Origin of the sequence: Bacillus sp. 103mf (genome assembly GCF_900116295.1) — a bacterium.
In the GTDB taxonomy this organism is placed as follows: domain Bacteria; phylum Bacillota; class Bacilli; order Bacillales; family Bacillaceae_G; genus Bacillus_A; species Bacillus_A bruguierae.
This window is the reverse complement of sequence record NZ_FPAF01000005.1, coordinates 274026-288192: the sequence shown is the minus strand read 5'-3', so window position 1 is coordinate 288192 and position 14167 is coordinate 274026. Positions and strand designations below refer to the sequence as shown.

The window sequence follows — 14167 nt, the reverse complement described above, 5'->3', positions numbered from 1 at the left end:
GCAGGATATTTTGTCTATCAAAATAAACCAAATATATTACTTGTATCTGGAAATCAACAACAAGTAGAAAAAGTAATAGAAGAATATAAGTCTAAATTAGCTTCTTCTACGTACTATAAAGAAAAAATTTTATGTAAGGATAATGAAAAACAATTATGTGATAATTTTAATACAAATTTAAGAATTTTGAATAAAACTACAGCTGAAAAATTAATACAGGAAAAGATGTTACAAAAATCAATAGGTCCACGTGTTACAGAACCAATTCATTCTTTACCATCAATTACAAAAGAAAAAGGTGTTGTGTATGGAAAAGACATTTCTAGTGAAGATATAAAGGTTGAAAATTATATAATTCCTGTAACAAGAGGAGAAGGTGAATTAGGTATTGGTGTAGGACAAGGACAAAAAATACAGTCTAAATTAATTATTGTTGATGATTCTATTTATAAAGAACTGCCATTGAAAGAAAATACTTTTGGTATATTGCGTTTTGATATTAAAAACATTTTAATGGATAATGTTCCAGGTCTAGGAGTTGTAGAAAAATCGTATTCAGAAGTAGAGACGATAAGAGTAAAAGCTAATAAAAAGATTAATTATTAACGTGCTATTTTTAGTTTTAATAGGGGTCACTATACATGCCCATCAGCTTAAGAGATTTTAATACCCTCAAATACAAAAAAACGTTATCCTTTCTAAATAAAATAAATTAGAAAGGATGACGTTTTCTTATGCATTTTTCAATTCAAGATGAATTACAATCATTTGCGGAAGAATTACAACGATATGTTACACCTGTATTCTTAGAAGAACTTGCAAGAGAAATTGGATTTATAAAGAGAAAACGTAAGTTTTCTGGCTCAGACTTAGCTACTATGTGTATTTGGATTAGTCAACAGGTGGCAAGTGATCCCTTAGTCCGATTATGTAGTAGGCTTCATGCAGCTACTGGTACTTTACTTAGCCCTGAAGGCTTAAATAAACGTTTAAATGCGAAAGCAATTTTGTTTTTACAAAATATTTTTTCTTTACTCTTACAACAAAAAGTATGTGAACAAACGCAAATTTCTAACCAGCTTTTCTCTTATTTTCAACGAATCCGTATCCTAGATGCCACCGTATTTCAAGTGCCAAATGCTTTAGAAAATGTATATCCAGGCTCTGGAGGATGCGCCCAAACAGCCGGAATCAAAATTCAATTAGAATATGATCTGCACAGTGGGGAGTTTCTTAACTTTCAAGTTGGACCAGGAAAAAATAATGACAAAACATTTGGTACGGAATGCTTAGATACCTTACGGCCAGGAGATTTATGTATTCGTGATTTAGGTTATTTTTCATTGGAAGACTTAGATCAAATGAATCAAAGAGGTACATATTATATTTCTCGTTTAAAATTAAATACAAATGTATATATGAAAAATCCAAACCCCGAATACTTTAAAAATGGCGCTATTAAGAAACAATCGGAATACATACAAATCGATGTAAAACAGATTTTGAAACAACTACAGCCTGGGGAAACATTTGAATTAAAACAGGCTTATATCGGTGATAAACAACAACTGTTTGCACGTATTATTTTTCATCGATTAACAGAAAAGCAACTACAAAAACGAAGAGCAAAGATTGCAGAAAAAGAAAAATCACAAAATAGAACGTACTCAGAGAAGAGCAAAATGATAGCGGGATTAAACGTATATGTGACAAATACACCTTGGGAATGGGTTCCGATGGAACAGGTACATGAGTTGTATACGTTACGTTGGCAAATAGAGATATGTTTGAACAACCTACTCCTGACAATAACATGACTGGAACAACTAAAGCTAACATTTTACGTTTCATACTCACCTACCCCTTTATTTGTTTATCTGTTACTTAATCTTTTTCATTTCCTTATGCCCTTCATCTATTAACTTAGAAGCGGTTTTTAGTTCATCAACTGCTATTTCTACGCTTACTTTGTCTCCCATAGATAAAGCAGTTTGCATATGGTCTACCCCTGCTTTTACATATGTCATTGCTTCATCTACCTTATTGTGTACAGGGAAGTATTTTTGGTCGTACTCTAATTTTTTTACCTTGTCTACTGTATCTAGGAAAGGTTCAGAAAGCTCTCTAAACTCAGTTGCTTTTTTATACTGTGATTTCTTGATATTGATAAGGTTATCAATATCTCTAGCTTGGTCTGTAAAATCTTTCATTAGATATTTTAGGTTTTTAGGGTAGTCTTCTGGTTTATTTTGCTCTATTGAAACTTTAATTTCTTCTTTTTCTTTCTGATTGTTTACACAACCTACCGCTGATAATAACATGACTGGAACTATTAAAGCTAACATTTTACGTTTCATTATGTATACTCCTTTTTAACAGTGTTGTAATTGACTAACATATGGAACTGTAACATAAAATAAATAAACAAATATAAGCTCATTTTTTGTCTTTAAAGGGAATCCCTCCTTTTTTTTCGTATTTTCATTTAATGAAAAGTAATTCTCCAAATAAAATAAAAGAACTTGTAGCTAAATATTTTAGCTCATCAAAACAAAATATACATTCTACACAATCGGGGTAATTCCTAAAATATGGTTTGTTAACATCATTATATAACATAATTATGAATTTTTGTTAAAAATTCTATATTCTTGGATAAATTGCACTCCACTTTCTTACTTGTTTTTATTTACATGTAGTTTAACCATTTGAAAGTAATAAAGTGGTAGATGGATTTATTCATGTTGAACATATAATCGTTGTCAATATTGATACACAAAAAGCAACCGTTTATTATACGGATGCTTTTTGATTGCAAATATTATTAAAATTAAATGAATTTCTTAATTTATATCCTTTTCAGATTCAGCCCAGCTATACCCTATTTTATCGAAAGTAAACTTTTACCCAAAAGTTTACATTGTAACCTACCGAGCGATATAAGCATCGACTTGAAAGAAGCAGGCTCATTCTGGACCTTTTTTCGTCATGGCTTCATGAACAGAAAGATCGTGTTTTACCAAAAAGTGCGCTAGGAAAAGCCATCACTTATTGTTTGAATCAATGGAAGCATCTTAAAGCCTTTTTATTAGATGGTCATTTAGAAATTGATAACAATAGAAGTTAACGTTCTATTAAACCGTTTGTAATCGGGAGGAAGAATTGGATGTTCTCAAATACACCGCGAAGTGCTAGAGGAAGTACCATCATGTATAGTGTGGTGGAAACCGCAAAAGAGAACAATCTAAGTCCCTATCATTATCTTCGTTATTTGTTTGAAACGCTTCCTAACATCAATTTAAACAATAAAGAAGAAATTGATAAAGTCTTGCCGTGGTCAAAAGATTTACCATCTAGCTGTAGAGTGCCGAAAAAAAGTGAAGCAAACAAAAAATAACTCCAAAATCAACTTTTATTGTATATTTTGGAGTTACTTGACGTTTACTTTGCAACGAAAGAGAACCGCAACACTGCCTAAAACCTGGGCGCTTATCACATCCACAAACACACAAAATTAAGAAGCCTTCTTCATTCGTTGTTGCTCTTTAATTTGTTCAGCAACAGCTGCAACATGAATACATTCCATATATAGGTTGTCAGCATCTGTATCTTTCACGCTAACTTTTATACTTGTATACTCAAAATCCCTTTGATTTGTTTTTGGATGGTAAAACATGTTTCTCTACTCTTTCATATAGAGTAAGCAATTGCTTGATAAAAGAAAATTTCGGTACTAACCAATACGAAAATAACGCTGAAACACATCCTATTAAAGCCCCTATTGCAACATCAAAAGGATAATGAACCCCCACCCAAATACGAGAGATCGCTACACAAAATGCAAGTATAAGCCATAACCATCCAGTCTTTTTACGAACAAGCCAAAGCGAAAAACAAATCGAAAAAAAGAGAATCGTATGGTCACTAGGAAATGAATTATCTACAGCATGGTTGACAAGTTTATTAACATCAGGCAATACTGCAAACGGTTGATAATTCAAATAAAATTTCCCTGCTATTTTTCCAAGCACCTCAGCAATCACAAAAGCAACCATCGCTTTAATAACCATCATCCTACTTTTTCTGGATCCGGTAAACCAATAAGCTATAATAATTAAACCAAAAATATATACCATATATTCTGCCAAAAATATCATGGCTGAGTTTAGGAATGAATATTGTTTACCTAAATCATTGATTGCTCGAAAAATATCAATATTGAATTGAGAAAAAGACATTTTCAAATCCCTCCTTTATAGTAAGGTGCTTACCTGATCGCCATATACCTTCATTACATGAATAGTTTTGATTATTGTACTCATCTAAAAATACCAACCTTCTTGTACGCTTATAATTTTATTATGGGAAAAAAGGTTTAAATGGGACTTAACTACTTCTTAACTATGTGAATGTATTGTTTCTTCCTCTAACATGACGTTTTCCATACGTACGTATATTTCGACTAACGTTTTTAAACGCGAGCTGAGAAAACGTCATCTTCCTTCCCCTCCCACGCCTTTTTTACTTTCATAAAAATAGGTATCACCATGAGTATGACATCTCCTTCTTCTTTCTTCTTTCTTCTTTTTCACTATAATAAAAAAAGAAAAAGGAAAACATCGAACTTTCTTACATACATTCGTGTATTCTTACAGTTTTGTCATTTTTCTCGTCATTTTGTAAATGTGTTCATCGCCTTGCCTTTCGCTATTTTCAAAAACTCTTGTAACTCTGGGTTTATATTCGTCTTTCGGTATACAACGGCTAGTTCCGCAACAATTTTAGAATCACATATTTCTTTGTAGACAACTTCTGATTGATATAATTTATTTGCAGACACGCACAGAATGGATTTTCCCATTTTTTTCTACTTATGTATTGAATCTTAATTTTTGAATACATTATAATAATTCTATATGGAAGATTAAGGAGGAAAATGATGAGATTGAAAGTAAGCTTTACTTGCAAAGTAATTCCTCTCTCGTATCGTTTTATATTTGTGAGTTTTATCAAAGAAGCTCTAAAAACATCAAATGCAGTATATGCAGAGAATCTATATGTCTTTGAGAATAAACCAAATAAAAAAAGCAAGAATTTTACGTTTTCGTAATAGGGGTATTGATACATACCATCAAGCCATGAATTTTTTATAACCATTTGCTACTTTGCCTCTGGTTACAAGAACGCTGGTACTGGGCAAGATAGAAAAAGAAGAACCCGTTTAGGTTCTTCCTTTAAAAGAATACAGAAGTTACTTAACAGCAATCGGATTATTCTTTATCTTCTATTTCTTCTGTATCATATAATAAATCTTCATTCACAACATATATTGGACTATTTGCAATATCGATACAAAGTACTTAAGACCACGGTATCGCAAAACGTTCATATACATCTCACCAGAATTCCATGGATTACCTTTCGAACTCTACCATTTAACTACTGATATTAACCAAGATTCATGTCATCCGTAATATAGTTCTAATTCAAATCATATTGTTTATCTCAGTAATAATTGAAGCATCTTGTGCTTGAACTTCAATATATGATGAATCAAAAATTTTGCAGAAAATTTCACATCTATCTCGAAGATACGTTTCAAGTTCATCCATCCATAGAATTAAATACGTTTGTTTTAATACTATTTATCATCTGTTCTATTTCTTGACCACCAATAATAAATCTTTCAGAGATATATTCATCATTTAAAAATGATAAATCCAATGGTTCGAACACAACCACATTTCGATTAAGAAATCCTCTTAATTTAACGTAACTTTTATATCCCTGTTTATCTCTTAAGAACCTTTGCAACAGAATCTATAAAAAACAACTACATTTTAAGATGAATTAATTTGTCGTTAAGAGAAAGTTTTCTTGCTTCAACTAATAAAATAGAGTCCCAAATTTCCATTATAATATTTATACCTGTGGAATATTGACTACTCCATTCTTTTTCATTTTGTAAATTAAATTTAACTTCACTTAAATTTGGATCTTGATAATAAATTGTTGTCAATTCTAAAAAATCCATTTTTTCTCTATCATAAAATTCAAACCTAAGATTTTCATCATCTTTAACATAATAAAATGACGAAACATCTATAAATACCATTTTAACATCCTTTATAACTCCATTATCAATTACCTGTAATATGAATTGAATATTATTATTTAACAAATTTATATGAGTATCTAAAATTTTAGCGCTCCATAAATCATCTAATATTGATTGTATATCAATATCCTTCATGTAGTTTCTCTTCCTTCTGAAATATATTATGAAAAACACTACACCTTAATTTTCAAAATAAAATGTTAAATCTAACTGTCGTTTTCTATTATTTACAAAATCATTCTTTTCGAATATTTGATTTTGGATGTAAAAATCTATCTTCTGTATATTTGTTTTTAGATCAAATAAAAACTCTTTTAAATCAAAATACTCTTCATTCATATATACAGCCCCTTCCATAATAGAGAAAGTCCTTGCTGTTTGATCTACATCTATATTTAAAATACATGGATATAAAATATCGTCTTTATTTATCACTAAGTCTGCTCTTATAAAGACATCCATATTATCTAATTTAAATATGTCCTTAATAATTGACGGTCGGACCCACGTTTCATCTTGAAACACTTCACTTTCATTTTCTAAATCCCATTCCCAAACCGCAGAAACAGAAAAATCTTCAAGGCTTAACTCCTCTATCGATTTCCCAGTAGAAGAATCCATTGTTGATTTAACTTCTTTAACTACTTCAGGGATAAGATTATTTAAATACATCCTTTTCTCATCAATTTTCGCTTCCTTAATAAGAGGATATAAATATAATGTACTCATAATTCTTGAATCACTATCACCACTTAATTCTAATTCCATTTCTACAGAAAAAGTCCTTATTGATAAATAGTCAATTTGAATATTCCCATTAAGAATCTCAAAAAATTGGCCTTCTATATTTAGCTTTGATTCTTGAAAACTAAATTCTTTATAATAATAACTATGATCCTTATGAATAAAATCTGGATATTTATTTAAATATATATCCAAAAAATCATCTTCCACAAGCAATTTATATGTTGGACAAACAATTTCTAACTGTAACTTTCTACTTTTAGCTTCTAATACAATAAAATCATCATATATTATACATAATACTTTCGGTATTACAATTTTTTGTTCACCTAACATAAGCATTGATGGCTGTCTTTTTATCATTTATAACCTCCTAATTTATGTCACCAATTGAACTGCTTACTTAAAATATCCGTGCTTATTTGAATAGTAGACTCCTTGTACAAAAGCTTTCTGGTTCTGGTGCAAAAACTTCAGGGAAATTGCAAATAATCTCTAAATCTTGGACATACTGATACTATTACTCTAAAAAGGTGTGTGATCAGTATGAAAAGGAGAATCCACTTTGGATTCTCCTTTTATAAATCGCACTTTAAAAAAGTATTAAATGTGTCCCCTCATACTCATCCATACCGCTACAATGAATTACAGAAATTATTAATAGGTGTATGAACCATAAAGAGAATTATCTGGGTTCTTTGAAGTTTAAAAAATTCATAACAGAAATCGCTCACTTATCATTTTAATTTTCAATGTTATCTAATTGAGTCTTATAATCTTCACTACAATCTGGATGAGTTGGTAAAAACCCTCTTTCATCAGGTAATAAAATTCTTAAAACCTCTCGGTTCATTTCTTTAAAAGATTTCATAATGATTGGATAACCTTCAATAATATTATTATACTCTATCCCTTGCTCAAACTTTTCTCCACGTTTAATTTTTTCTACAATTGTATAAAAAATATCTTGTGCTACTTCCGGATCCATATTTAATACTATTTGTAAATCCCGATGACTATAAGTTTCTGCTAGTCCATGCGTATGATAGTTCGCATGAATGTGATCATTATCTTCGGCTAATATAGAATGGGTATACCACCCATATTCTTGTAACATTTGTTTTTCCCATGCATCTTCATCTATGTCCAAATCTTCGCCCAGCAAATTTGGATCATACCAAACATCTTCATAATCTCCTGCAATTAAAAATCTCCACCCAGGCGGTAAGCCTAAATACTTCTTTACCTCCGGTGCCCATCCATCAATATGCTGAACATGTAAAGGAATAAAGAAATCCGGTTCTAGTCCCATCTCTTCTCCCGCCCAAATATACCAACCAGTTGTATCTCCCTCTAAAGGCATTCGAAGACCATTAATAGGTGTTTTACCATTTTTTACATTTTGTGATATTCCTAATTTCAAGTTATCAGGAGATTCTACATACTCCGCTTTATACTTCTCACATAACCTTATTTGCTCTTTAATATATTTTTCCATTTACCTCTTCTCCTCCTAAGATATCAGAATCCATGATTTTTCTTGTGTTTTTTTGAATAACTAGACATATGGCCCCCTTGTCGATTTGAACATCTTGTACATTGTGGTTGAACCGCCGTAGTCCATTTGCGTCATACGAAAGAGATTCATTCCCGGATTTGATTAACTTACACGTTGTACTAAATAAAAGAAAGGAACCTTTTAAAGGATTCCTTTCCTGCTTCTGTTACTTTTACGTTTGTGCGTTTTCCAAAGCCGTCATAGCTGTATTCTTTCATTGTACCATTTGGCAATGTTTCTTTTGTTAATTGATTAATAGCGTCATATACGTATGTTGTTTTTTCTATTTTGTCACCGTTTTTACGTTCAACTGCGGTGCGGTTGCTTGTTGCATCATACGTATACGATTCTTCTAAAATGCGATGTGAATCTTTTGTACCAATCTGTAAGTTTCTTTGTATGGTCATACGTAAATTGGGCCGCTGTGTCATTGCCAGCCTGGTAACGAACAACGTTTCCAAATTCGTCGTAATTAAAATAGAACGTTTTTCCGCTGTCAGTTACTTTCGTATTTTGATTTAAGGCGTTATATTCATAGTTTGTTGTGTTGTTGCGGGAACCATATTTGCCAAATCTACAGGATTTCAAAGTCTTCATTATGCCCCATGTACCATAGAGGGAATCGAGCCCATTCATACTCTATATAAACAAAGGCGAAGTCTTCAAGCAGACTCCGCCTTTTCGATGTATCATGAATTATAGAAACCACTAGCTACTGCATAATATTTCCTCATACTTTTATATCCCTTTTTACTTCTTGAGAAACTTTGTAACAGAACCATTTTAAGGATGTACTCCTTATTCTCCTTTTTCGGGGGACGTGCAAAACATCCTAAGTTGATAAGCATGTGTCACTAGGCCAAATCGGTACAATTTTTATGTTTTTTTTGAATACAAATCCCCCCCACAGAGAAAACCTCCATGGAGGGATTACTTGCAAACAAGTATTTTTACTATTCATTCCCAAAACTATTCCAATATTAAAAATTCCAAGTAACATTTATTTCTTCAAAAGACTCTTTGCTTTCTTTAAGCCCTTCATCATCAATTACACCCATCATACCTACCTCATGTTCAGAAAGAATAATTCTCTCTTCGGGATTTTTTATTTTCTTAGCAAAGATTAATTGTAATAATTCTAATTGTTGTTCAGCCATTTCGTATTCTTCTTCTAAGGTTTCTATTGCAGATGTAATATCCTCCAATTGTAGATTCAATAAAAAGCCGCCATGTTCTTGTAAATCTTCAAATGTGTCCATTGAATATGCATTATTATTTTCAATCCAAAATGATGAAGTAATTAATGGTATTGTTTCTCCTTCAACATCTTCTAATAAATATTGAAATGTTTCCGCTTTAGCTATTTCTTTCAGTTTGTCCGATGCTTCTTCAAAATAGGTCGATGCTTCTTTTACCAGCTCGCTTCTTTCACTATTTAAATCTTGGAATGCAGCAATACAAAAATCTGGATGAAAAGTTATCGTACCTCGCGCCCCTTCTCCATCCTGCAAATTATAATTAAAACCATCCCACGAATTTTCATACGATAATTCAGGATAATGCGCTACATTAATTGCATGTGCAATAGATTTTAAAATACTCCTTTTCCATAAATCCATTCTATTTATATCTAGTCTTTTTTTTAGCATATGATATCTCCTCTATATTTAATATTTATTAGATTTTTTTCTATTCTCTGCGCGGGATAACACTTGTGCATTTTTATAGCTGTTACTTCCACCTTTACTTTTAGGTTTGATATGATCAATTTGCCATTCATTCGGACATGGTGTTTGTCCCTTTTTACTTTTCTTTGGTTTACAAAGTACCTTTCCAGATAAATCTGATTTAACTACTCCACCATTCCTTTTCATATTTGCTGCTATTATATTTCGTTTTGTGTTGCTGTAAAATTTTTACCCTTACCTACATCTTTTGAATCTTTTAGATGTCCATATGGGGAATTTTACCTTTATAAGTCTGTACCTTTTGAATTTTTTTGTAAAGTTTATATCCTTTATATCCAACCACTACAACTATCGCTTTTGCCCATTTCCCATCCGGATCCACCATCATCACCGGATTATTATCCGCATACATATACCCATTCTGCGTAATCGGACCATCCTTATCACCCGGGTCCGAATCCACTGACAAGAACACACCATGAGTTAGATTGTAATATCTCGCTATCAGATAATACATCCCAATCTCTTTATCATACATATATCCCGCATATCCAAATGGATTCTCTGCTGCGATGCCTTTTGTGTCACTCTTTAAGACATTGCTCCATGCATCGTATTCGTAGTTTGCTACAACTTCTCTATTTTGATCTATCATCGCAAATACATCACCACGAGGATTATAGTGATAGTATAATGTTTGTCCTTTTGATTTTATAATCAACAAATATTAATGTATACCAAAAGAGAGAAGAGCCTACATCAGCTCTTCCCTCTTTCACTTCTTCTGCACCATATAACAAATATTCATTTTCCAATTTCAATACTGTTTATGAGAAACTACAAGATGCGCTTTAAGATTATCATGGATAGTATAATCTATATTTCCCCATACTCTCCCTTTATCTAAATTTATTATATCAACTACACACATTCTTTTTATAGCTTTTCAATTTTCCAAATTAAATTATATGGATGCTCCTTTTCTAAAAAAGTTAGTACCCATGTCTCTTTCCCTCTATCATTCGTCAAAACCACTTTATGGTTTAACTTCCAAACTAAATCACTAACATGACTAAATATTTCTGTTTCGTATGTCTCCTGTTCTCTAATAAGCTTTTCTTGTTTAATTAACCTTTTAGTTCTAAATTCTCTTATTTCAAGGTAAATATCCGCATAAGAAACTTCATGTTGACAAACTATATTACATACATATTTTTTGTTCGGACTATTTTTTTTTATATATACAAGTTCATTTTTATAATCCAATTCCAGTATCTTATTGTATACTTTTTCTAACTCTTCTACATCCCAATCATATTTCACAGCTAGATTCTTAATTTCTGAATGTATAATCTGGAGGGCCAGTTCTTTTTTCTTTCTATCAGGCAAATCTGAAAAATTCTGTTCATTTCCAAATTCCACAAAAACATTAATATATTCAGGGAAATTTCGATATTCCTTCTCCCACTGATTTAATAATGAAATATCATCTACACAGTGAATCAGAATACCTTTTTCATAGTCGGTTCTTAATTTTGGTATATATCTCCAATATAAAGAAGTGATACATCTCGTTTCTTTAAAAAAAGATGTATCTTCATCGTAGTTACTTGAAGATGTTAATTTTAATGTTTCTATGTTACTTATACGTTCTTTTCTTTTTAGGAATGTTAATTGAATATCTTTTACAACCGGCATCTACTCTCTCCTTACTAACCCTACGGTCGACTATGGAAGGGTTTCGCTAATGGTTTTCCTTGTATTCTATTAATATACTTTACATGGTATTTTTCCCAACGCTCTGCTTTAGCTCGACCTCTTAAATCCACTCTAACAATTCTTGATGCATAATTATTACCGTAATTTCTATTAAAGTTCCTTACTTGTTTCTCAGCTCTTGCTGATTTACCATTCTTCTTAATTCTATCACCGCTAATTCCAACTTTAACAACTTGTTTACTTTTAGTATTATAAATTTCATAGCCATGATATGTTTGAGGGTTCTTTTTACTATTAGAATGTCTATTCTGTTGTTTATTTGTTTGTTTTATTTTTTTATTATAGTTATTAACTTTTTTAATTTGTTTATATCCTTTGTATACTTTATACGCTCTATATCCACCTATTGCAACTGGAATTAATAACTGTGCATAATGTCCATCTGGATCCACCATCATCACCGGATTATTATCACCATAATTATATCCATTCTGCGTCAACGGATCATCCTCATCACCCGGATCAGGATCCACAGACAAGAACACGCCATGAGTTGGATTGTAATATCTTGCTATTAGATAATACATCCCAATCTCTTTATCATACATATATCCTGCATATCCAAATGGATTCTCTGCTGCAATACCTTTTGTATCACTCTTTAAGACATTGCCCCATGCATCGTATTCATAGGTTGCTACTATTTGTCCATTTTCATCTGTCATCGCAATGACGTCGCCGCGTGGGTTGTAGTGGTAGTATACCGTTTGGCCTTGGGATTTCATCGCAAGACGGATGCCATCTACTGAGTATACATATTGACGAAGGACGTTTCCGTTTCCATCTGTTTCATATAATGGGTTGATACTGTCGCCGTCATAATGATAACGCGTCGTTGTACCATCTACTGTTTTTTCAATGCGACGTCCATCGTCATCGTATTTATATGTCGCAAATGGTGTACTTTCGCCCTGTTTTGTAATGGCTACAAGTTGGTCTGCTTCGTTCCATGTGTATTTGTATTTGCCATCGGATGTACGGTTTCCGTTGGCGTCATACGTTAGAGACTCGTTTCCAAATTTCGTTAGTTGGTTGCCGTCGTTAAATACGGCTGTTGTCGATACAGCTGTTTTTCCTGCTTCTGTTACTTGTATGCCTATGCGGTTTCCAAAGCCGTCATAGCTGTACTCTTTCATTGTACCATTTGGCAATGTTTCTTTTGTTAGTTGATTGACAGCGTCATATGCGTATGTTGTTTTTTCTGTTTTGTCACCGTTTTTCCGTTCCATTGCGGTGCGGTTGTTTGTTGCATCATACGTATACGATTCTTCTAAAATACGCTGTGAATCTTTTGTACCAATTTGTAAGTTTGTCAGTTTCTTTGTATGGTCATACGTAAATTGGGCCGCTGTGTCATTGCCAGCTTGATAACGAACGACGCTTCCAAATTCGTCGTAATCAAAATAGAATGTTTTTCCGCTGTCAGTTACTTTCGTATTTTGATTTAAGGCGTTATATTCATAGTTTGTTGTGTTATTGTAAGAACCGTGATTGATTGTTGTATCTTTTAGTTTATGAGATTTTGGTTGATACGACCATTTTACGCTGCCGCCGCGGTCTGTCATGCTGATGATGCGGTTGCCTTCGTCATATGCTTTTTCACGTGTGATTCCGTTTATATGATTGGCGGTTTGCGGAGGATATTTTATTATTTAATTTATAGAAAAAGAAGAACCTGTACAAAACAGATCCTTCCTTCAAAAGAATCTAGAAATTATCCAATTATAATTCGCTTATTCTTCCTCTTCTATTTCTTCTGCATCATATAATAAATCTTCGTTAGCAATATAAATTGGTCCATTCGCAATATCAATACGTAGTACCCAAGCCCAAGGTACAGATAAACGTTGATATATTCCTTGCCAAAATTCACTTGAACGTCTCTCGAATTCTTCCATTTCTTTTGAAATTTCTTTATAAGAACTTCCATCGAAATGAAAATTAGACTCTTGCAAACGCATTAATGCATAATTTTTATATTCTAATTCTGCTGCTATTTTTCTTTCTTCCTCTGTTGCTATTCCAATAATTGTTCCATCTGGGGGCAAAATTTCATAGATATTTTCTACTTTAACGAACTCTCCTGGAATTGGATTAAATTTATTTTTTCTTCCGAACATATAAAATCCTCCTAAAAATTCTTTATATTTTTACTACCCTTTGTTTTTTACCTGACTTATTAACTAATACTATTTCACCCTCACTTAGCCATTGTAATTTTCCTAAATGCTTTACAAAAGCAAATTCATTAGGATGATAACCTTGACGAAAAACGCATTT

At 32.2% G+C, this 14167-nt stretch carries 14 protein-coding genes and 4 pseudogenes; 4 read left to right on the top strand and 14 right to left on the bottom strand.

Annotation, left to right across the window (positions count from 1 at the left end):
- The coding region (locus BM350_RS27000) for a lipoprotein BA_5634 family protein (RefSeq protein WP_170857720.1) at positions 1-606 on the top strand (606 nt) is incomplete at its 5' end.
- 128 nt (positions 607-734) lie between these two features.
- Positions 735-1784: pseudogene (locus BM350_RS15250) on the top strand (IS4 family transposase); the annotation flags it as partial.
- A gap of 96 nt (positions 1785-1880) precedes the next feature.
- Here the strand turns inward: BM350_RS15250 and BM350_RS15245 are convergent.
- Positions 1881-2357, bottom strand: coding sequence for a hypothetical protein (locus BM350_RS15245; protein ID WP_090911255.1), 477 nt, complete (start codon positions 2355-2357; stop codon positions 1881-1883).
- Positions 2358-2932: 575 nt separating this feature from the next.
- Here BM350_RS15245 and BM350_RS15240 point away from each other — a divergent pair.
- Positions 2933-3397, top strand: a pseudogene (locus BM350_RS15240) (transposase); the annotation flags it as partial.
- 117 nt (positions 3398-3514) lie between these two features.
- On the opposite strand, the gene BM350_RS26995 reads toward BM350_RS15240, so the two are convergent.
- The 7 genes from BM350_RS26995 to BM350_RS15200 all read right to left on the bottom strand — a co-directional run bounded on the left by BM350_RS26995 (position 3515) and on the right by BM350_RS15200 (position 8827).
- Positions 3515-3676: a hypothetical protein gene (locus BM350_RS26995; RefSeq protein ID WP_170857719.1), complete on the bottom strand. Its 162-nt coding sequence runs from the start codon at positions 3674-3676 to the stop codon at positions 3515-3517.
- On the bottom strand, positions 3639-4238 hold the full coding sequence (locus tag BM350_RS15235; protein ID WP_090911257.1) for an undecaprenyl-diphosphatase: 600 nt from the start codon (positions 4236-4238) through the stop codon (positions 3639-3641). The genes BM350_RS26995 and BM350_RS15235 overlap by 38 nt, the downstream gene beginning before the upstream one ends.
- 434 nt (positions 4239-4672) lie before the next feature.
- Positions 4673-4861 (bottom strand): type 2 periplasmic-binding domain-containing protein, encoded by a 189-nt coding sequence (locus BM350_RS26990; protein ID WP_090911259.1) that lies wholly within the window; start codon positions 4859-4861, stop codon positions 4673-4675.
- 972 nt (positions 4862-5833) lie between these two features.
- Positions 5834-6253, bottom strand: coding sequence for a YxiG family protein (locus BM350_RS15215; protein WP_090911261.1), 420 nt, complete (start codon positions 6251-6253; stop codon positions 5834-5836).
- Positions 6254-6298: 45 nt separating this feature from the next.
- Positions 6299-7225 (bottom strand): hypothetical protein, encoded by a 927-nt coding sequence (locus tag BM350_RS15210; RefSeq protein WP_090911263.1) that lies wholly within the window; start codon positions 7223-7225, stop codon positions 6299-6301.
- A 379-nt stretch (positions 7226-7604) separates the two neighbouring features.
- Positions 7605-8360 (bottom strand): DUF4262 domain-containing protein, encoded by a 756-nt coding sequence (locus BM350_RS15205; RefSeq protein WP_090911265.1) that lies wholly within the window; start codon positions 8358-8360, stop codon positions 7605-7607.
- 179 nt (positions 8361-8539) lie between these two features.
- Positions 8540-8827: an RHS repeat domain-containing protein gene (locus tag BM350_RS15200; RefSeq protein WP_170857718.1), complete on the bottom strand. Its 288-nt coding sequence runs from the start codon at positions 8825-8827 to the stop codon at positions 8540-8542.
- A gap of 157 nt (positions 8828-8984) precedes the next feature.
- Here BM350_RS15200 and BM350_RS27585 point away from each other — a divergent pair.
- A pseudogene (locus tag BM350_RS27585) lies at positions 8985-9122 on the top strand (IS6 family transposase); the annotation flags it as partial.
- A 278-nt stretch (positions 9123-9400) separates the two neighbouring features.
- Here the strand turns inward: BM350_RS27585 and BM350_RS15190 are convergent.
- From BM350_RS15190 to BM350_RS15165, 6 genes and pseudogenes are all read right to left on the bottom strand, one after another.
- The gene (locus BM350_RS15190; RefSeq protein WP_090911269.1) at positions 9401-10069 is read right to left on the bottom strand and encodes a hypothetical protein; all 669 of its coding nucleotides are present in this window, start codon (positions 10067-10069) and stop codon (positions 9401-9403) included.
- Positions 10070-10087: 18 nt separating this feature from the next.
- A complete protein-coding gene (locus BM350_RS15185) occupies positions 10088-10294 on the bottom strand; it encodes an HNH endonuclease signature motif containing protein (protein ID WP_211482629.1) in 207 nt (68 codons plus the stop codon).
- A 70-nt stretch (positions 10295-10364) separates the two neighbouring features.
- A complete protein-coding gene (locus BM350_RS15180; protein ID WP_244548010.1) occupies positions 10365-10832 on the bottom strand; it encodes an RHS repeat domain-containing protein in 468 nt (155 codons plus the stop codon).
- Between the two features lie 212 nt (positions 10833-11044).
- Complete coding sequence (locus BM350_RS15175; RefSeq protein ID WP_090911271.1) at positions 11045-11806, bottom strand: hypothetical protein; 762 nt, start codon at positions 11804-11806, stop codon at positions 11045-11047.
- 20 nt (positions 11807-11826) lie between these two features.
- Positions 11827-13512 (bottom strand): annotated as a pseudogene (locus tag BM350_RS15170) (RHS repeat-associated core domain-containing protein); the annotation flags it as partial.
- 108 nt (positions 13513-13620) lie between these two features.
- Entirely contained in the window at positions 13621-14007 is a 387-nt protein-coding gene (locus tag BM350_RS15165) for a hypothetical protein (RefSeq protein ID WP_090911275.1), read from the bottom strand.
- Between the last annotated feature and the right edge of the window lie 160 nt (positions 14008-14167).